The sequence below is a fragment of the Roseivivax sp. CAU 1761 genome, from assembly GCF_054482755.1.
Genome location: NZ_JBTLRM010000016.1, coordinates 16910 through 34436 on the forward strand (window position 1 = coordinate 16910; position 17527 = coordinate 34436).

Below are 17527 nucleotides of genomic sequence, written 5' to 3' on the forward strand. Positions count from 1 at the left end.
CGCGCGCTCGGCCGGGCGCGATGTTTCGTTGAAGAACCGGGCCCGGACCGCCGGCCGGCGGGCTCAGCCCCCGTGCGCCTCCCAGCGCGCGGCGGCGGCCTTGTCCTTCCGCGCGCCTGCCAGGTCGCCAAGCGCTTCGCGCGCCTGCCCGCGGTTCCAGTAATAGACCCTCAGGGCCGGCGCGACCTCCGCCGCCTTCGTGGGCGCGCCCCGGTCCGGATCGGTCCGGTCGATCAGGTAGGTGTAGTCCTGCCGCACCGTCGCGTAGTGGCCGAGCCGGAGCCCGAGATAGGCGCGGCCCTGCCGGGCTTCGGTGTGATCGGGGATCAGCGCGAGCGCCGCGGCGTAATCCCGGTAGGCCTTCCGCTCCTCGCCGATCGCCTGATGGGCCCGCGCCCGGAGGAACATCCCGCCGGCCTTGCCGGGCCGCGCCCTCACGAAGGACGTGAAATCCTCGACAGCGCCTTGCGGATCGCCGAGCGCGGTGAGGCGGATCTGGCCGCGGGCGAAGCGGGCATCGGGATTGTCGGGATCGAGCTCCAACGCGTAATCGGCAAAGCTCAGGCCCTCCTCGGCGCGTCCGTGGACATGCGCCTGATGCGCCGTGCTGCCGAGCAGCGAGGCCATGCCGGGCGCGTCGATCCAGGTCTCGGCATCGGTCGGCAGGGCCAGCGTCAGCCGCGCCAGCCGGAACGCGCTTTCGGCATCGCGCTCCGCGGACGCCGTCGCGGCGACCAGCTCGAGACCGCGATGGCACCCGTCCGACAGGCCCAGCTCGCAGGCGACGGTCTGGAAGGCGAGGGCCTCCGGACGGTTTCCTTGCGCCGCATAAGCCTTGCCCACCTGAAAGCAGGCGCTTCCGATATCCGTTCGGGCAATCTCCGGGGTCCAGGCGCTTCCGGCCGAGGCATTCAGTTCGATGCTTTGGAGGACGTCCGGCGAGGTCTGTCGCGGACAGGCCGCCTCCGCCAGGCCCATGACGGCCGAAATGTCCCCCTCCAGCGAGGCCTCGCCCACCGCCACGATGGCCCCGAGCAGCTCCATCTCGAACTTGGCGATCTCCCTTTTGCGCTCCTCCTCGCGCCGCGCCTCCTTTAGTTCGCGCACTTTGGCCTGGGCGGCGCGCTTCTGTTGCGCGATATCCCGAGCCTTCGCGTCAGTCTCGCGCAGGCTGTCCTCCAGCGCGCGCTGGTTCTCCTCCAGGCCCGCGATTTCCGCGTCCAGAGCCTGGGCCTTGAGGACATCGGCCAGGAATTCGGCGACAAACGCCTTGCGGGCCTCGGTCGGGCGCGCCTTGGCCTGCATCTCCTCGGCCATCGTGCAGGCGGTGGCATCGCCGCGGATGCACATCGCCTGCGCCGCGGCGGCCGCCAGGTCCACGGGATACAGTTCCTGCATCGCCACCTTCAGGTACAACACGCAGCCCAGGTCCTCCGCGATGCAGACCGACCAGAACTTCTGCGCCGCGCCCATCGGATCCCCGGCCTTCTGCAGCTCCAGCCCCGCCGAAATCATGGCCTTCAACGCAGCCTCCTGGGATCGGGCCGGCGCCGCGAGACTGCAGAGGATCAACAGAAAGACTGAAACGGCGCGCATCGCTGCCCCCGACAATACCTAAAAGAATGCCGCAGCGTATCACGCTGGCCCGCGGACCGGGAAGGCCAGCGGCGCCCGGGCGGTCGCAGCCCATGGCGGCCGGCCGCGCCGCCCCGCCCGTCCGACCCCTCGACCGAGGGCCGCTGGCCCGAAACGAAAAGGGCCCCGCCGATCCGGCGGGGCCCTTCCTGTGTCAGCCTGCAGGCGCTCAGTCCTTGGCGCGGCGCTTGATCGGCGCCCAGATGCGCTTGTTGGTGAGGTAGAGCAGCACCGCCAGCACGGTCAGGAAGACCACCCCGGCAAAGCCCGCCTGCTTGCGCGCCATCATCTTCGGCTCGGCGGTCCACATCAGGAAGGCGGCGACGTCCTTGGCCTCCTGTTCGAGCGTCGGATCGGGCTGGCCTTCGGAATAGGCCACGTCGTCGCCATAGAGCGGCGGCGCCATGGAGATCCAGCCGCCCGGGAAGGCGGTGTTCTCGTAGAGCGTGGTGCCGGCCTGTTCCTGGGTCTCGCCGGTATAGCCGGTGAGCAACGAGGCGATGTATTCCGCCCCGCCCATGCCCTTGACGAACTGGTTGATGCCCAGCCCGTAGGGCCCGTGGAAGCCGGCCCGGGCCTTCGCCATCAGCGACAGGTCGGGGGCGCCCGCGGCGGTGTTGGCGGGGAAGTTGTCGGTCGGCAGGGCCGGGCGGAAATCGTCGAGCTCGGCGTCGAAGACCTCGTAGGTCTGCGATGCGTAGGCGCGGACCTCGGCCTCGGTATAGCCGGGCCCGGATTCCGAGCCCAGCGTGCGCAGCGGCACGTATTGCAGGCCGTGGCAGCCCGAGCAGACCTGGGTGTAGACCTGCAGCCCGCGCTGCAGCTGCGCCTGGTCGTAGGCCCCGAACGGCCCCTCGAAGGAGAAGTCGTAATCGGTGACGTGGGTTTCCCCGCCGGCCGCCAGCGCGCCGGTCGCGGAGAGCGACAGCGCCGTCAATGCGCTGAGTGCGATGCGTTTGATCATCACTATCGGTCCTTGTCTTATTCGGCCGGCGAGACGGCGGTCTTGGTGCCGCCGGTCTTCGACGCGTGCCGGTCGAAATCGGCCTCGATGGTCTCGGGACGCGGCAGCGGCTTCTCGATCACGCCGAGCAGCGGCAGGATCACCAGGAAGTAGGCGAACCAGTAGGCCGAGGCGATCAGCGAGAAGGTGGCGTAGGGCTCCTCGGCCGGCATCGCGCCGAGCCACATCAGGACGAAGAAGTCGACCACGAGCAGCGCGAACCACCACTTGAACATCGGCCGGTAGCGGCCCGAGCGCACCTTGGAGGTGTCGAGCCAGGGCGCCAGTGCCATCACCGCGATGGCGCCGAACATCGCCAGCACGCCGAAGAACTTGGCGTCGATGATGCCGCCGGTGACGAAGGAGGCGATCTGCACCACCCAGACCTCGGAGGTGAAGGCGCGCAGGATGGCGTAGAACGGCAGGAAGTACCATTCCGGGACGATGTGCGCCGGCGTCGCCAGCGGGTTCGCCTCGATGTAGTTGTCGGGGTGGCCGAGATAGTTCGGCATGAAGCCCACGATGGCGAAGAAGATCGCCAGGATCACCGCCAGCGCGAACAGGTCCTTGATCACGTAATAGGGCCAGAACGGCACGGTGTCCTTCTCTGCCTCGGCCTTCGACGCGCGGCGCACCTCGACCCCGGTGGGGTTGTTGTTGCCGGTGGTGTGGAAGGCCCAGATATGCACGATCACCAGGCCCGCGATGATGAACGGGAACAGGTAGTGCAGCGAGAAGAAGCGGGTCAGCGTGTAGTTGTCGACCGCCGGTCCGCCGAGCAGCCAGGTCTGGATCGGCTCGCCGATGAACGGGATGGCGCCGAACAGGCCGGTGATCACGGTGGCGCCCCAGAACGACATCTGGCCCCAGGGCAGCACGTAGCCCATGAAGGCGGTGCCCATCATCAGCAGGTAGATCAGGATGCCGATGATCCAGGTGACTTCGCGCGGGGTCTTGTAGGAGCCGTAATACAGGCCGCGGAAAATGTGGGCGTAGACCGCGACGAAGAACAGCGAGGCGCCGTTCATGTGCAGGTAGCGCAGCGCCCAGCCGCCGTTGACGTCCCGCATGATGTGCTCGACGCTGGCGAAGGCGAGGTCGGCATCCGGGGTGTAATGCATCACCAGGGTGACCCCGGTGGCGATCTGCAGGACCAGCGTGAAGGTCAGCACGATGCCCCAGATCCACATCCAGTTCAGGTTCTTGGGCGTGGGGATCATGATCGTGTCGTAGAGCAGCCCGAGGATCGGCAGCCGCGTGTGCAGCCACTCCTCGCCGCCGGTCCGGGGCTCGTAATGGTCGTGGGGAATGCCCGACATCGTGTTTTCCCTTATCCGAGGACGATCGTGGTTTCGTCGACAAACTCCGCCACCGGAACGGGGAGGTTCTGGGGGGCGGGGCCGCGGCGGATGCGGCCGGACGTGTCGTAATGCGACCCGTGGCAGGGGCAGAACCAGCCGTCGTAATCGCCCGCGCCGTTGCCCAGCGGCACGCAGCCGAGATGGGTGCAGACGCCGATCATCACCAGCCAGCGGCCCTCTTCGTCGAGCGAGCGGTTCTCGTCGGCCGCGGCCGCCTCGCCGGGGATGTTGGCGTTGCGCGCCACCGGGTCGATGAGCTCGGAGACGTCGACGCCGCGGGCCTCCTCGATCTCGGCCGCGCTGCGGTTGCGGATGAAGACCGGCTTGCCCAGCCACTTGACGGTGAGCTGCGAGCCCTCGGCCACGCCCGAGACGTCGACGCGGATCGAGGACAGCGCCCGCACGTCGGCGGACGGGTTCATCTGGTTGACCAGCGGCCAGACCGCGGCACCGGCGGCGACGGTGCCGGCCCCGGCGGTCGCGTAATAGAGGAAATCCCTCCGGGTACCTGCGGTATCGTCTGCGTGGGACACGAGGCGTTCTCCCGATTGCTCGGCCCCGAGGGCCAAATTGCACGTCCAGGGCCCCGAAAAGTTCCGGGGCCGTCATGGTCGCGCCTTTTAGCGCCGAGGGTTTGGACCGTCCAGAACACTTCCGTGCACAAAAACCGAAAGCGCGCATGTGTCGCGGTTGAGGTGCGCCTGCCGGACCTATATCGTCCTTCAAAAGATCCCCGCCCAACAGATCCCCGCCGGCCGCCGCCGGACCGAACCCCGAGAAAGGCCCCCCGATGCGATCGCTCCCCCTCGCCCTGGCCATGCTGCTTGGCGTTCCCGCCGCCGCTGCGGCGCAGGATATCGAGTTCTCGCTCTATTCGGGGTGGCAGACCTCGCCGCACAGCCGGGTCTCGGGCGAGTATCCGGGCACCGGGGCGGATTACGACGCGCTGATCGGCTGGGACGGCAAGTCCTTCGAGATGCCGCCCTATTACGGCCTGCGCGGCACCTGGTGGCGCAGCGAGCAGCTGGGCTTCGGGCTGGAATTCACCCATGCCAAGGTCTACGCGCCCGACGACGAGAAGGCGGCGATCGGCTTCGACGACATGGAGTTCACCGACGGGCTGAACATCCTCACCGCCAACGCCATGTACCGCTGGCCCGGCCAGTGGGGTCCGGTCACCCCCTATGTCGGCGGCGGGCTCGGGATCTCGCTGCCGCATGTCGATGTCGACACCACCACCGGCAGCGACACGTTCGGATTGCAGATCGGCGGTCCGGCGGCGCGGCTGACCGCGGGCGCCAGCTACGACCTGTCCGACCGCGTCGCGGTGTTCGGCGAATACCAGTTCACCTATTCCTCGAACGAGGTCGAACTGGAGGATGACGGCACGCTGGAGACCGACATCAAGACCAACGCGCTGAATTTCGGCCTGACGCTGAAGTTCTGAGGCCCACGGAAGTTCTGAGGCCCGGGGCCGGGCGCGCCCCGCCGGGGCGCGCGGCGCGCGATCAGGCCGCCGGCGCGGTCTCCCGCATCGAGGCGCGCTCCGCGAAGCCCGCATGCCAGGCCGCGAGCCCCGGGCGCCCGGCCCGCCAGTCGCGGTCGCCCAGCCGGAAATCGAGATAGGCCAGCGCGCAGCCCAGCGCGATCTGCGCCATGGTCAGCCGCCCGCCGAGATGCGACAGCCAGCGTTCCTCGAGAACGTCGAGCGCGCGCGTCACCTTGCCCCACTGGCCGTCGATCCAGGGCCCGTGCACCCGGTCCGCCGGGCGGAAGCGGGATTCGTAGACGATCGACACGCCGGCCTCCATGATGCCGTCCGCGGTGGCCTCCAGCGTCAGGATCTCCCAAAGCCGGCTCTCGGGATAGAGCCCGGCCTTGGCGCGGGCGTCGAGATAGCGGCAGATCACCCGGCTGTCGTAGAGCATCGGCCCGTCCGGGCGCGCCAGGGCCGGGATCTTGCCCAGCGGATTGGCCGCGGTCAGCGTCGGGTCGGGGTCGAGCGGGTTGGCGGTTACCGCGATCATCTCGACATCGTCGATCTGCCGGGTCTCGTGCAGCAGCACCAGCACCTTGCGCACGAAGGGCGACGGCCCCGCCTTGTAGAGTTGCATCATGTCCGAAGGCCTCCTCGCGACTCGCCGGTGACGCTAGCGCCCGCCGCGCGGGAGCCAAGCCGGTGCCGGCCCGCCTCAGCCGCGGGCCTTGGGATGGGCGGCGGCGTAAACCTTCATCAGGTGCACCGAATCGACGCCGGTATAGGCCTGGGTGGTGGACAGCGAGGCATGGCCCAGCAATTCCTGGATCGCCCGCAGGTCGCCGCCGGCCGACAGCAGGTGGGTGGCGAAGCTGTGGCGCATCGCGTGCGGCGTCGCGGTGGCCGGCAGGCCGAGCTGCATGCGCGCCTTCTCGGTCACCTTCTGCACCAGCCGCGGGCTCAGCCGGCCGCCGCGGGCGCCGCGGAAGACCGGCAGGTCGGGCCCCGGCTCGAACGGGCAGAGCGCGAGGTAGCGGTCGAGCGCCGCCCGCGCCGCCGGTAGCACCGGCACGATGCGTTCCCGCCCGCCCTTGCCGGCGATGCGCAGCGTCTCGCCCAGCGGCAGGTCGCGCCAGGTCAGGCCCAGCGCCTCGGAGATCCGCAGCCCGCAGCCGTAGAGCAGCGTCACCACCGCGGCGTCGCGGGCGCCGATCCAGGCGGTCGCGGATTGCATCTCCACGGTGTCGATCATCGCCCGCGCCGCATCCTCGGCCAGCGGGCGGGGCAGTTTCTTCTGGAAGCGCGGCGGCCGCGCCGAGAGCACGGCGGTGGGCTCGAAGCCCTCGCGCCTGGCCAGCCAGCGATAGAACGACTTCACCGCCGAGAGCTTGCGCGCCATCGAGCGCGGCGCCGTTCCCTGGCCGTGCAGATGCGCCATCCAGGCGCGCATGTCGGTGACCGAGATCGCGGCGAGCGCGGCAAGCCCGCCGCCCTCGCCCTTGTGCAGGTTCATGAAGGCCACGAATTCCACCGCGTCGCCGCGATAGGCGGTGATCGTGTTCTCGGCCGCGCCGTCCAGGGCCCGCATCGCGGCGAGCCACGCCTCGAGCGCGTCGCGCGCCTGCGGGGACGGCGCCAGGCTCATTCCAGCCAGCGGCGCATGGCGCGCTCGAAGACCCCGCCGAAGAAGCCCAGCAGGTCGGTGCCGTGCTGCGGGGTGAACTGTTCCGGCGAGGTCGCGCCGAGCATCAGCAGGCCGGGCAGCCGCCCCTCGCCGAGATCGAGCCGCAGGCAGGCTTCGGAGCGCACGCGCCGGCCCTCCTCGCCATAGACCCTCGGGTCGCCGGCGCCGACCTGCTGCAGCGTCACCGGGCGCGGCCGGCCGCCGCGGATGGCGCCGAGATAGTCGTCGACGAAGCCCGGCTCGGCCAGCGCCAGAACGCCGCCGAGACGGCGGAAGGCGGGCACCTCGCCGCCCTCGTGGCTTTCGAGGATCAGCCGCACGCAATCGACGCGCAGGATGTCGGCGACCTCGCCGCGCAACTCGCGCAGGAATCCTTCGAATTCCAGCGGGTCGAGCAGGCGCAGCACCGCACGGTGAATCTGGTTGGTGCCGGCGAGGTTCTCGTAGGCCGCGGCAATCACCGAGCGGTGGGTCTCCTCCAGCCGGTCGAGACGGCGTTCCAGACGCTCCATCGCAATGCCCCGCAGATCGACGATGTTGCCGCCCATGCTGCGCTCGTTGGCGCCCACCAGCGCCCGCATCAGATCGGCATCGTCGAGCAGCAGATCGGGGGCGGCGAGCAGGGTCTCGCGCAGGGTCTCGTCGATGGCGGGGTTGGACATGCGGGGGCCTCGCGCGCTTCTGCTCCGTTCCCGGACCGCTGCATATGGATGAATTTTCGCGGCGATCCGAATATATTGTGGCTGTTTGTTAAAGTTTCGCAGAGCTGTCAACGGCGCAAGCCCCCCGGCGCGCGCCCCGGCGGGGGGCGTGACCGGACCGCCACGGGGGCCGGCTCAGCCCCGGCCGAGATAGCGCGCGAGCGCCGGCGGCGGATCGGCGAACAGCGCCTCGGTGTCGCGCGGCGGCGCGGCGTGCCCCTCGGAGACCAGCACCGTCTGGGCGGCGAAGCGGCGGGCATCGGCGGGGTCGTGGGTCACCATGAGGCAGAGCGCGTCCTGGCGCTCCGCCACCTCGGCCACGAGGTCGAGCATCTCGGCCTTGAGCGCCGGGCCCAGCGCCGCGAAGGGCTCGTCGAGCAGCAGCACGGGGCGGTCCTGCAGCACCAGCCGCGCCAGCGCCGCGCGGCTCTGCTGGCCGCCCGACAGCGCGCCCGGCCGGCGTCCGCCCAGCCCGTCGAGCCCGACGCGCGCAAGCGCCGCGGCGATCCTGGCGCGGTCCGCGTCGCCGGGCCTGCCGCCCCGGGGGCGCAGCGCCAGCATCAGGTTCTGCTCGACGCTCAGATGCGGGAACAGGTTCTGGTCCTGGAACAGCATCGCCACCGGCCGCGCGCCGGGCGCCAGATCGGTGATGTCGGCCCCCTGCCAGAGGATGCGCCCGGCCTCCGGGCTCCGGAAGCCCGCCACGGCGTCGAGCAGCGTCGACTTGCCGGCGCCCGAGGGGCCGATCACCGCCACCCGGCCACGCCCCGGCAGGGTCAGGTCGGCGGAGAGCGCGAAGCTGCCGGCGCCGACGCGCAGACCGTCAAGCACGAGCATCGATGCGCCCTCCCCGGTCGAAGCCCCAGAACAGCGCCAGGGACAGGATCAGCAGCAGCAGCGCCGCCCCGGCGGCCTGGTCCATGCGGTAGGCCGACATCAGCCGGTAGACCTGCAGCGGCAGGGTCGCGCGGTCGGGATCGGCGAAGAGCGCGATGACGCCGAGATCGCCCATCGACAGCGCCGCCGCGAGGCCCGCGGCGAAGCCCAGCGGGCGGCGCAGCCGCGGCAGGTAGACGCGGCGCAGCCAGACCGGCCCCGAGAGGCCCAGCGCGGCCGAGAGCCGGCCGTAATCGCGGCGCACCGTCTCGGCCTCGGGGCGCAGGATGCGCAGCGCGAAGGGCAGCGCCATCAGCGCGTTGACCAGGGCGGTCACCGGCAGCGCCAGGCTGAGCGGGTTGGCCACCGGGCGCAGCAGCAGGAACAGCCCGGTGCCCAGGACCAGCGGCGACAGCGCGATGCCCAGAAGGCCCAGCACCTCGCCGCGGCGGCTGGCCAGCGGCAGCGCCCAGGCGAGGCAGAGCGCCGTCGAGCCCAGCGCCACCAGCAGCGAATGGCCGGCGGCCTGCCAGACCCCGGGCCCCAGCGCGAGCAACCCCGGCGCGCCGCGCAGCGCCACCATCAGCAGCGGCAGCAGCAGGAAGCTTGCGGCCAGCGCGATCCAGAGCGTGTCGCCGGTCCGCGACAGCCGCCCGGCGCCGTCCCAGCGCGGCACCACCCGGTCGAGCCCGGCGCCGAAGCCCTGCCCGCCCGAGAGCCGCAGCGCCACCAGCCCGGCTGTCAGCGCCAGCGCCAGCTGCAGCAGCGACAGGAGCGCGGCGCGGCCGAGATCGAAGTCGAGCCGCATCGCCTGGTAGATCGCGAGCTCCACCGTGGTCGCCCGCGGCCCGCCGCCCAGCGTCAGCGCCACGGCGAAGGAGGACAGGCAGATCACGAAGATCACCGCAAAGGCCGAGGGCGCGATGCGGGCCAGCATCGGCGCCTCGATCACCCGCAGCATCTGCCAGGGCGACAGGTCGAGCGCGGCGGCGAGGCGCAGCCGCTCGGCCGGGATCGCCTGCCAGCCCTGCAGGATCATCCGGGTGGCCAGCGGCAGGTTGAAGAAGACATGCGCGATGACCACGCCGTGGCGGCCGTAGATGCTCATCTCGGGCAGGCCGAGCGCGCCCAGCGCCCCGTTGACGAGGCCGCGGCTGCCGAAGACCGCGATCAGCCCCATCACCGCGACGATCACCGGCAGGATGAAGGGCGCCCCCATCAGCGCCACCAGCGCGGCGCGGCCGGGAAAGCGCCGCCGCGCCAGCGCCCGCGCCACCGGGATCGCCAGCGCCACGCTGAAGAGCGCCGACAGCGCGGCCTGCCAGAGCGTGAAGCGCAAGGCCTGGCCGTCGCCCGGGGCCAGCCCGGAGGCCGCGCCGGCGCGCCAGATCACCGCCGCCAGCGGCGCCAGCGTCAGCAGCGCGACGGCGCTGCCGGCGGTTACTGCGAGAGCGCGGCGCGCCATGCCGCGATGGCCTCGTCCTTCAGCGCCGCGGCCTCGTCCTCGTCGTAGAACAGCGCCGTCTCGGGCAGGTCGAGCTGGCGGAAGCCCTCGGGCCAGTCCTCCTGCGGCAGCTGGGCCGGGAAGGACCAGTTGCCGGTGGCGATCATCTCCTGGAAATCGCGCGACAGGATGAAGGCCATGAAGGCGTCGGCCAGCTCGGGATTGTCGGTGCCGGCGACCTTGGCGGCCAGTTCGACCATGAAGTAATGGCCCTCGGGGAAGATCGCCGCCTTCACCGTGTCGTCCTCCTCGGCGATGATGTGGTAGGCCGGCGAGGTGGTGTAGGACAGCACCATGTCGGCCTCGCCCTCGGTGAAGAGCCCGTAGCTCTCCGACCAGCCCTTCGTCACCGTGAGGATCTTCGGCGCCAGCTTCTCCCAGGCCGCCTGCGCTTCGTCGCCGTAGACCGCCTGCACCCAGAGCACCAGCGCCAGCCCCGAGATCGAGCTGCGCGGATCCTGGATCACCAGCTTCAGGTCGTCCGGCGCCGCCAGCAGGGCGTCGAAGCTTGCGGGCGGCTCGGCCACCCGGTCGGTGTCGTAGACGAAGGCGGTGTGGCCCCAATTGTAGGGCAGGAAGATCTCGTCCTGCCACTCGATCGGCAGGGTCAGGCCCGAGACGTCCTGGCCGTGGGGCGCGAAGAGACCCGATTCGCGGGCCTTCCTGGTGACGTCGGTGTTCAGGCCGAACACCACGTCGGCCTCGGTGCGCGCGCCCTCGAGCAGCAGCCGCGGCAGCAGGTCGCCGGGCTTGAACTGCAGGTCGCAGCCGCAGCGGGCCTCGAACAGCTCCTCGATCTTCGGGCCGGGGCCCCATTCCGAGGTGACGTAATCGCCGGCATAGACGGTGAGCACGTTGTCCTGGGCCAGCGCCGCCGGGGCGAAGGCCAGGGCCGCGAGGCAGGTGAGGGACGCTTTCATGGGCCGATCCTCCATGGTTCGCGGGGGACGGTCCGGAGGGCGCTGCGGCCCGGCCTTCCCTCCGCCGGTGTTACCCGGTTCAGGTTCGACGGGTTCGCGGCCGGGGCCGCATCTCAGCCGCGCGCCTGTCGCGCGCCGGCACCCCGAGGTGGCACGAGAGCTAGGCCGCCGGCCCCGCCCCTGCAAGCGAAAAGCCTTGAGAGACCCGCACCCCTCGCCTAACAGCGGGGGCGACAGAGGAGCCTGCGGCATGAGTTTCAACACCTTCGGTCACGTCTTCCGCGTCACCACCTGGGGCGAGAGCCACGGCCCGGCGCTGGGTTGCACCGTCGACGGCTGCCCGCCGGGCGTCGAACTCGACGCGGAGATGATCCAGCACTGGCTCGACCGCCGGAAGCCCGGCCAGTCGAAATACACCACCCAGCGGCGCGAACCCGACGCCGTGCGGATCCTGTCCGGCACTTTCGAGGGCCGGACCACCGGCACGCCGATCCAGCTGATGATCGAGAACACCGACCAGCGCTCCAAGGATTACGGCGAGATCGCCCAGACCTTCCGGCCGGGTCACGCCGACATCACCTACTGGCAGAAATACGGCATCCGCGATCCCCGCGGCGGCGGCCGCTCCTCGGCCCGCGAGACCGCGGCGCGGGTCGCCGCCGGCGGCGTGGCGCGGGCGGCGCTGAAAGCGCTGCTGCCCGACCTCGCGATCACCGGCTACATGGTCCAGATGGGCCCGCACCGGCTGCGCGAGGAGGGCCGCGACCTGGCCGAGATCGAGCGCAACCCGTTCTGGGTGCCCTCGGAAGCGGCGGCGGCGGACTGGGCGGACTACCTCGACGGGCTGCGCAAGGCGGGCAATTCCTGCGGCGCGGTGATCGAGGTGGTGGCGCATGGCCTGCCGGCGGGGCTCGGCGCGCCGGTCTATGCCAAGCTCGACACCGATCTGGCCGCGGCGATGATGTCGATCAACGCCGTCAAGGGCGTGGAGATCGGCGAGGGCATGGGCGCCGCGGCGCTGACCGGCGTCGACAATGCCGACGAGATCCGGCTCGGCCCCGATGGCGGGCCGATCTACGGCTCGAACCGGGCCGGCGGCATCCTCGGCGGCATTTCCACCGGGCAGGACGTGGTGGTGCGCTTCGCGGTCAAGCCGACCTCGTCGATCCTGACGCCGCGGGCCTCGATCACCAAGTCGGGCGAGCCCACCGAGGTCGTCACCAAGGGGCGGCACGATCCCTGCGTGGGCATCCGCGCGGTGCCGGTGGGCGAGGCGATGATGGCCTGCGTGCTGCTCGACCACCTGCTGCTCGACCGGGCGCAGACCGGCGGCCGGCGGGGCGCCATCGGCACCCCCTGACATGCGGCGGCAGGGAGGGGCCCTCCCCCCCCTGGCCCGCGATCGAGGTCCCCCCGGACGGGCCGTCCACAGCGGACGGCGCCTCGGGGTCCCGGCTCCTCAGAGGTAGGAGCGGTCGTGGAAGATGCGCCGGACCATGTCGGCGCGGGTCACGCCGCGCGCGGCAAGCTCGGCCTCGCTCATCATCTGGACCGCGCGGAGCTGCTGGTAGCGCGGGTTGTTCTCCGCCAGGAAGCTCAGCGCGCGGCCAAGCGCGGAAAGGCCCCGGGTCAGAAGTCCCGCGGACGCCGGTGCGGCAGCGGGGGATGCACTCTGTGCCATTTGGATTTCGTCCATTCCATCATCAGGTCGTCCCCTCCCTGCCCGCCAGATAGGCAGTTCGCGAACCGGCGCAAACCGCCAAGGATGGATGGCCGCGATGCGCCTGCCGCATGGCTGCGGCGGGCGCGGTCAGTAGAATTTCGGCCCGCGCTTGGCCAGACGGCGCGAATTGCTCCGGGTCTTGTTGCGCAGCGGCCGGATGGCGGAGAGCATGATCTGGTCGGGCGGAGCGCCGCGCAGGCCCGCCGCCACCGCGCTCATGGCCGAATCGATCAGCGCGCCGGGCTTCTCGTTCACCATCACCGAGTTTTCTGTCCCGGTGACGTTCCACAGGCCCGCCATGCCCCAGAGGCGCATGGCCATCACGGCCTGGGTCTCGACCGCCAGCAGCCCGAGCTGCAGCGACGCGGTCCAGTAATCGACCGGGTTCACTCTGTACGCCTTCATTCGGAAATGCCTCCGTGGCTGGATGGGGGACGGCGCGCTCGCCCCCGGGGATCGGATGTTCAGGCACCGCGGGTCGCGCCGACCGACGGAGGCAGTGAATCGCCGCCCGCGCCGATGCGGCCGGGCGACGAATTGCGGTCAGGAGCGGCTCTTGTCGCCGCGGTTGCCGGCGCCCCCGGACGGGGCGTCCATGGCGGGCGGCGTCGCCGGCTGGCGCCGGGCCCGGCTGCCCGCAGCCTCGCCGCCCTCGTCGCGCGCCGCGGCGCTGCTGCCCTCGCGGATCGACTCCGCGGCCTTTGCCGCCGCGGATCCGAGGTCGGACGGGGCCGCGGCCGGCACCGTGCTGGCGTAATCGGCGGCGTAATCGACCGGCGCCTTGGTCGTGGCCTCGGCGCGCTTCGGAGCGGCGGCGCCGGCCGCCGCCTGCGCCGGGGCGGCGGACGGGGTTGCCTGCGCCGGGGCAGCCGGCTTGCTCTGGCCCGAAGGCTCCGCGGGCTTGGTCTCGGCGGCCGGGGCCGCGGGCTTGGCGGTCTTGGCGGCCTTGGCCGGTTTCGCGGCGGCGCGCTTGCCGGCGGCCTTGCGGCCCGTCGCGCGCCGGCCCGGGGCCGCCGGGCTCTCGGCCCGGCTTGGTGCGGCCTGCGGCTCGGCGGCGCGCGCCGCGGCCTCCGTCGCTTCCGGTGCGGCCTCCGGCGCCGCCTCTGCGGCGGGCTCCGCCGGAGCGGTCGCGGTCACCGCCGGCATCTCCGCCTCTTCCGGCGCGGCATCCCGGCTCTCGGCGCCGCCGGCCAGCGGCACCGTGCCGTCCTGCGGGACGATCTGGCGGGCGCGCCCGGCGAAGGGCGCGCAGATATTGCCCATCAGCGGGGCCTGCAGCTCCGAGGCCAGCCGGAATTGCTGCAGGCCGGCATCGTAGAAGGCCTGGGTCAGCTGCATCTGAGCGGTCCAGAAGCGGTTGCCGAAACCGACCATCGCGGCGGTGAAGGCGAGGGGACTGATCATGTACATCTCTCGATTCCTTTTGCTGCGGCCCGGGACGCATGTCCGACCCACCCGACTCGCGCCGCAAATGCTGCACTGCGGCATCGCCCCAAAAGCCTCATCACGAGAGGGTCGCAAATGCAACACCCGGCGTTCCGGCCGGGTTGCGCGGTCGGGAAAACTTGGCCGTGATCGGCGGCGCTTTGCCGGTGCCGCGGCCGACAAGCGGCCGGAATGACCGGATGTTCAGCGGCGATCCGCAGCCTTGGCGGGCGCCTGCGGCGTGAAGGCGCAGGCCTCCGGCTTGATGTCGAGGAGCGGCGTGCCGTCGATGCAGTCGAGCCCGCGCACCACCAGCGCACAGCCCTCGCGGCGCACCAGCCGCACGCGGGCCAGCCCGATCGGGTTCGGCCGCACCGGCGAGCGCAGCGCGAAGGTGCCGCGGGTGGACCCGTCCGAGCGCGGGCTCTGGGTCACGAGGTCGCGGCGCGCCCGGTCGAGCCAGTAGAGCACGTCGAGACGCTCGAAGGCCTCGACCCCGTCCAGCGCGGCGCCCCAGGCCGGGTCGAGTTCCAGCCGGCATTCCGGCCCGTCCTCGCGGCCCTGGCGCGGGCACTCGGCGCGGCTGGCGAAGGGCGTGCGGATGCGCCCGATGAAGCGCAGCGTCGCATCCTTGGGGTCGGGGAGCGAGATGGAGGTCTCGCCCGCGCGGATCGCGTCGCTGTCGCCGTCCATGCCCGTCCTCCGCAGCCGGCCCCGAAGACCGCCATGATCGCGCGCCCGGGCGGGAAACCGCAAGGCGAATGGCCCTTGCACCGGAGCGCCGGACGGGAAATAAACAGGATGACGGAAATTCTGCAAAATCGGGAGAAGCGTGCAGGATCTTGGCGAAAGCTTTGGGCTGGCCCTGGCGCTGGTGCTGTCCGGCGACGCCGATCTGTGGGAGATCGTCGCGCTGTCGCTCCGCGTCAGCCTGAGCGCCACGCTGATCGCCTGCCTGATCGGCCTGCCGCTCGGCGCGGCGTTGGCGATCTCGCGGTTTCCCGGGCGCCAGGCGGTGCAGATCGCGGTCAACGCCCTGATGGGCCTGCCACCGGTGGTGGTGGGGCTGGTGGTCTACCTGCACCTGTCGCGCGCCGGGCCGCTGGGCTTTCTCGGCTTGCTTTACACGCCCGCAGCGATGATCATCGCCCAGACCATCCTGATCGCCCCGATCGTGGCGGCGCTGTCGCGGCAGGTGCTGGAGGATCTGCACGGCGAATACGACGAGTTCTTCCGCTCGATGGGGCTGAGCCGGCGGGCCAAGATCGCCGCGCTGCTGCGCGACGGGCGCTACGCGCTGCTCACCGTGGCGCTGGCCGGCTTCGGCCGCGCGGTGGCCGAGGTCGGCGCGGTGATGATCGTCGGCGGCAATATCGACCACCTGACACGGGTGATGACCACCGCGATCGCGCTCGAGACCTCGCGCGGCGAACTGGCGCTGGCGCTGGCGCTCGGCATGATGCTGATGGTGCTGGCGCTGGCGGTCAACGCAGCGGTGCACGGCGTGCGGCTAACCGCGGCGCGGGCCGCCCATGCGTGACCTGATGCACCCCGTCCCCGACGCGCTCCAGAGCCCCCCGGGGCCGCGCCTGCCCGAACTCGAGCGGGTCAGCCTGATCCGCGACGGCCGGCCGCTCCTCCATGACCTGTCTCTGCGCCTCTCGGAAGGCGGAATCACCGCGATCATGGGGCCGAACGGCGCCGGCAAGAGCCTGCTGCTGCGGGTCCTGCAGGGCCTCGTCCCGCCGGATTCGGGCCGCGTCGTGTCGCCCGGCCTGTCGCCGCCCGATCAGGCGCTGGTGTTCCAGAAGCCGGTTCTGCTGCGCCGCTCCGTGGCGGCCAACCTGGACTTCGTCCTGCCGCGCGCCGGACGCCGTGCGCGGCGCGCCGAGCTTCTGGCGCGGGTCGGGCTGGCCGGGCGCGAGGCGCAGCCGGCGCGCCGGCTCTCGGGCGGCGAACAGCAGCGCCTGGCCCTGGCCCGGGCGCTGGCCACGGCGCCGCGCCTGCTGCTTCTGGACGAGCCGACCGCCAGCCTCGACCCGGCCTCGGCCCGGCTCATCGAGGCGCTTCTCGGCGATGTCGCGCGGGCCGGCACCAAGATCGTCCTGGTCACCCATGACCGGGCCCAGGCCGAGCGCCTGGCCAGCGAGATCGTGGTGCTGATGCGCGGCCGCCTCGCCGATCAGGGCCCCGCGGCGCGGGTGCTCGGCGCCCCCGCCGGCCGCGATGTCCGCGACTTCCTCGCCGGACGCCTCGTCGTCTGAACCGTTCCCCGCACCTTCACGGAGCCGCCATGCCCCTGCCCCTGCCCCGCCTCCGCGCCTCCCTCGCCGCCGGTGCCGCCACCGCCGCCCTCGCCGGGGCGGCACTCGCCGACACCGGTGAGGCGCCCGCCATCCTCGTGCAATCCACCACCTCGACCGCGAATTCCGGCCTCTACGACACGCTGCTGCCGCAGTTCGAGGAGGCGACGGGGATCGATGTCAACGTCGTCGCGGTGGGCACCGGCCAGGCCATCAAGAACGCCGAGAACTGCGACGGCGACGTGCTTCTGGTGCATGCCCGCGAGGCCGAGGAGGCCTTCGTCGCGGCCGGCCACGGGGTCGAACGCTTCGACGTGATGTACAACGACTTCGTCATCGTCGGGCCGGCCGATGACCCGGCCGGGATCGCCGGCACCGACGATGCCGCCGCGGCGCTGGCCGCGATTGCCGATGCCGGCGCCGCCTTCGCCTCGCGCGGGGACGACAGCGGCACCCACAAGGCCGAGCGCGCGCTCTGGGCGGCGGCCGGGCGCGATCCCGACGCCGGATCGGGCGCCTGGTACCGGGAGACCGGGTCGGGCATGGGCGCGACGCTCAACGTGGCGCTCGGCATGGGGGCCTACGCCCTGACCGACCGCGCCACCTGGATCAGCTTCGCCAACAAGGGCGACATGGCGATCGCGGTGGCCGGCGACGCGGCGCTGTTCAACCAGTACGGCGTGATCCTCGTCGACCCGGAGCGTTGCCCCTCGGTCAACGCCGCGGCCGGGCAGGATTTCATCGACTGGCTGCTGGCGGAGGCCGGCCAGCGCGCCATCGCCGCCTTCGAGGTCGACGGCCAGCAATTGTTCTTCCCGAACGCGGCGAAGTGACGCCCGCCCCGGGGCGGACCGGCGGGCCTGCCGGCTTGTCCCCGGGCGCCCGCCCGGCGCATACTGGCGGCGATGCAAGCCA

At 71.7% G+C, this 17527-nt stretch carries 19 protein-coding genes and 1 riboswitch; of the genes, 5 read left to right on the forward strand and 14 right to left on the reverse strand.

Annotated elements, in window-relative coordinates:
- Nucleotides 1-63: 63 nt before the first annotated feature.
- From ACXYMW_RS11310 to petA, 4 genes are all read right to left on the reverse strand, one after another.
- Nucleotides 64-1524: a tetratricopeptide repeat protein gene (locus tag ACXYMW_RS11310; protein WP_459035427.1), complete on the reverse strand. Its 1461-nt coding sequence runs from the start codon at nt 1522-1524 to the stop codon at nt 64-66.
- Between the two features lie 280 nt (nt 1525-1804).
- Nucleotides 1805-2599: a cytochrome c1 gene (locus tag ACXYMW_RS11315; protein WP_459035428.1), complete on the reverse strand. Its 795-nt coding sequence runs from the start codon at nt 2597-2599 to the stop codon at nt 1805-1807.
- A 17-nt stretch (nt 2600-2616) separates the two neighbouring features.
- Entirely contained in the window at nt 2617-3957 is a 1341-nt protein-coding gene (gene petB / locus ACXYMW_RS11320) for a cytochrome b (protein ID WP_459035429.1), read from the reverse strand.
- An 11-nt stretch (nt 3958-3968) separates the two neighbouring features.
- Nucleotides 3969-4532 carry a ubiquinol-cytochrome c reductase iron-sulfur subunit gene (gene petA / locus ACXYMW_RS11325; RefSeq protein WP_459035430.1) on the reverse strand — a complete coding sequence of 188 codons (564 nt, stop codon included), beginning with the start codon at nt 4530-4532 and terminating at the stop codon, nt 3969-3971.
- 257 nt (nt 4533-4789) lie between these two features.
- Here petA and ACXYMW_RS11330 point away from each other — a divergent pair, with 257 nt between their 5' ends.
- Nucleotides 4790-5446 (forward strand): outer membrane beta-barrel protein, encoded by a 657-nt coding sequence (locus tag ACXYMW_RS11330; RefSeq protein ID WP_459035431.1) that lies wholly within the window; start codon nt 4790-4792, stop codon nt 5444-5446.
- A 61-nt stretch (nt 5447-5507) separates the two neighbouring features.
- Here ACXYMW_RS11330 and ACXYMW_RS11335 read toward each other — a convergent pair whose 3' ends face one another.
- The 6 genes from ACXYMW_RS11335 to ACXYMW_RS11360 all read right to left on the reverse strand — a co-directional run bounded on the left by ACXYMW_RS11335 (nt 5508) and on the right by ACXYMW_RS11360 (nt 11161).
- Nucleotides 5508-6113, reverse strand: a complete 606-nt coding sequence (locus ACXYMW_RS11335; protein ID WP_459035498.1) for a glutathione S-transferase — start codon at nt 6111-6113, stop codon at nt 5508-5510.
- A gap of 78 nt (nt 6114-6191) precedes the next feature.
- On the reverse strand, nt 6192-7121 hold the full coding sequence (locus tag ACXYMW_RS11340) for a tyrosine recombinase XerC (protein WP_459035432.1): 930 nt from the start codon (nt 7119-7121) through the stop codon (nt 6192-6194).
- The gene (locus ACXYMW_RS11345; protein WP_459035433.1) at nt 7118-7822 is read right to left on the reverse strand and encodes a DUF484 family protein; all 705 of its coding nucleotides are present in this window, start codon (nt 7820-7822) and stop codon (nt 7118-7120) included. Before ACXYMW_RS11345 ends, ACXYMW_RS11340 begins: the two co-directional genes overlap by 4 nt.
- 174 nt (nt 7823-7996) lie before the next feature.
- Entirely contained in the window at nt 7997-8698 is a 702-nt protein-coding gene (locus tag ACXYMW_RS11350) for a thiamine ABC transporter ATP-binding protein (RefSeq protein ID WP_459035434.1), read from the reverse strand.
- A complete protein-coding gene (locus ACXYMW_RS11355; RefSeq protein WP_459035435.1) occupies nt 8685-10202 on the reverse strand; it encodes an ABC transporter permease family protein in 1518 nt (505 codons plus the stop codon). Before ACXYMW_RS11355 ends, ACXYMW_RS11350 begins: the two co-directional genes overlap by 14 nt.
- Nucleotides 10178-11161 (reverse strand): thiamine ABC transporter substrate-binding protein, encoded by a 984-nt coding sequence (locus tag ACXYMW_RS11360; protein WP_459035436.1) that lies wholly within the window; start codon nt 11159-11161, stop codon nt 10178-10180. Before ACXYMW_RS11360 ends, ACXYMW_RS11355 begins: the two co-directional genes overlap by 25 nt.
- 53 nt (nt 11162-11214) lie before the next feature.
- A riboswitch (TPP riboswitch) is annotated at nt 11215-11310 on the reverse strand.
- A 101-nt stretch (nt 11311-11411) separates the two neighbouring features.
- Here ACXYMW_RS11360 and aroC point away from each other — a divergent pair.
- Entirely contained in the window at nt 11412-12521 is a 1110-nt protein-coding gene (gene aroC / locus ACXYMW_RS11365) for a chorismate synthase (protein WP_459035437.1), read from the forward strand.
- Between the two features lie 99 nt (nt 12522-12620).
- Here aroC and ACXYMW_RS11370 read toward each other — a convergent pair whose 3' ends face one another.
- The 4 genes from ACXYMW_RS11370 to tsaA all read right to left on the reverse strand — a co-directional run bounded on the left by ACXYMW_RS11370 (nt 12621) and on the right by tsaA (nt 15002).
- Nucleotides 12621-12857, reverse strand: a complete 237-nt coding sequence (locus ACXYMW_RS11370; protein WP_459035438.1) for a DUF1127 domain-containing protein — start codon at nt 12855-12857, stop codon at nt 12621-12623.
- A gap of 114 nt (nt 12858-12971) precedes the next feature.
- On the reverse strand, nt 12972-13289 hold the full coding sequence (locus tag ACXYMW_RS11375) for an antifreeze protein (RefSeq protein WP_459035439.1): 318 nt from the start codon (nt 13287-13289) through the stop codon (nt 12972-12974).
- A gap of 138 nt (nt 13290-13427) precedes the next feature.
- Complete coding sequence (locus ACXYMW_RS11380) at nt 13428-14294, reverse strand: hypothetical protein (protein ID WP_459035440.1); 867 nt, start codon at nt 14292-14294, stop codon at nt 13428-13430.
- 219 nt (nt 14295-14513) lie between these two features.
- Nucleotides 14514-15002: a tRNA (N6-threonylcarbamoyladenosine(37)-N6)-methyltransferase TrmO gene (gene tsaA, locus ACXYMW_RS11385; protein WP_459035441.1), complete on the reverse strand. Its 489-nt coding sequence runs from the start codon at nt 15000-15002 to the stop codon at nt 14514-14516.
- A gap of 139 nt (nt 15003-15141) precedes the next feature.
- On the opposite strand from tsaA, the gene ACXYMW_RS11390 reads away from it, so the two are divergent.
- From ACXYMW_RS11390 to ACXYMW_RS11400, 3 genes are read left to right on the forward strand one after another with little or no spacing between them, the layout of a single operon-like run.
- The gene (locus ACXYMW_RS11390; protein WP_459035442.1) at nt 15142-15849 is read left to right on the forward strand and encodes an ABC transporter permease; all 708 of its coding nucleotides are present in this window, start codon (nt 15142-15144) and stop codon (nt 15847-15849) included.
- A 4-nt stretch (nt 15850-15853) separates the two neighbouring features.
- Nucleotides 15854-16573 (forward strand): ABC transporter ATP-binding protein, encoded by a 720-nt coding sequence (locus ACXYMW_RS11395; protein WP_459035443.1) that lies wholly within the window; start codon nt 15854-15856, stop codon nt 16571-16573.
- Between the two features lie 29 nt (nt 16574-16602).
- Entirely contained in the window at nt 16603-17445 is an 843-nt protein-coding gene (locus ACXYMW_RS11400; protein ID WP_459035444.1) for an ABC transporter substrate-binding protein, read from the forward strand.
- Nucleotides 17446-17527 lie beyond the last annotated feature (82 nt).

Coding starts and splice junctions, on each gene's coding strand:
- ACXYMW_RS11345 (WP_459035433.1), bottom strand. CDS start 7,822: ATGTCCAACCCCGCCATCGACGAGACCCTGCGCGAGACCCTGCTCGCC.
- ACXYMW_RS11395 (WP_459035443.1), top strand. CDS start 15,854: ATGCACCCCGTCCCCGACGCGCTCCAGAGCCCCCCGGGGCCGCGCCTG.
- tsaA (WP_459035441.1), bottom strand. CDS start 15,002: ATGGACGGCGACAGCGACGCGATCCGCGCGGGCGAGACCTCCATCTCG.
- ACXYMW_RS11370 (WP_459035438.1), bottom strand. CDS start 12,857: ATGGACGAAATCCAAATGGCACAGAGTGCATCCCCCGCTGCCGCACCG.
- ACXYMW_RS11330 (WP_459035431.1), top strand. CDS start 4,790: ATGCGATCGCTCCCCCTCGCCCTGGCCATGCTGCTTGGCGTTCCCGCC.
- ACXYMW_RS11315 (WP_459035428.1), bottom strand. CDS start 2,599: ATGATCAAACGCATCGCACTCAGCGCATTGACGGCGCTGTCGCTCTCC.
- ACXYMW_RS11375 (WP_459035439.1), bottom strand. CDS start 13,289: ATGAAGGCGTACAGAGTGAACCCGGTCGATTACTGGACCGCGTCGCTG.
- aroC (WP_459035437.1), top strand. CDS start 11,412: ATGAGTTTCAACACCTTCGGTCACGTCTTCCGCGTCACCACCTGGGGC.
- ACXYMW_RS11335 (WP_459035498.1), bottom strand. CDS start 6,113: ATGCAACTCTACAAGGCGGGGCCGTCGCCCTTCGTGCGCAAGGTGCTG.
- ACXYMW_RS11340 (WP_459035432.1), bottom strand. CDS start 7,121: ATGAGCCTGGCGCCGTCCCCGCAGGCGCGCGACGCGCTCGAGGCGTGG.
- ACXYMW_RS11355 (WP_459035435.1), bottom strand. CDS start 10,202: ATGGCGCGCCGCGCTCTCGCAGTAACCGCCGGCAGCGCCGTCGCGCTG.
- ACXYMW_RS11380 (WP_459035440.1), bottom strand. CDS start 14,294: ATGTACATGATCAGTCCCCTCGCCTTCACCGCCGCGATGGTCGGTTTC.
- petB (WP_459035429.1), bottom strand. CDS start 3,957: ATGTCGGGCATTCCCCACGACCATTACGAGCCCCGGACCGGCGGCGAG.
- ACXYMW_RS11400 (WP_459035444.1), top strand. CDS start 16,603: ATGCCCCTGCCCCTGCCCCGCCTCCGCGCCTCCCTCGCCGCCGGTGCC.
- ACXYMW_RS11350 (WP_459035434.1), bottom strand. CDS start 8,698: ATGCTCGTGCTTGACGGTCTGCGCGTCGGCGCCGGCAGCTTCGCGCTC.
- ACXYMW_RS11360 (WP_459035436.1), bottom strand. CDS start 11,161: ATGAAAGCGTCCCTCACCTGCCTCGCGGCCCTGGCCTTCGCCCCGGCG.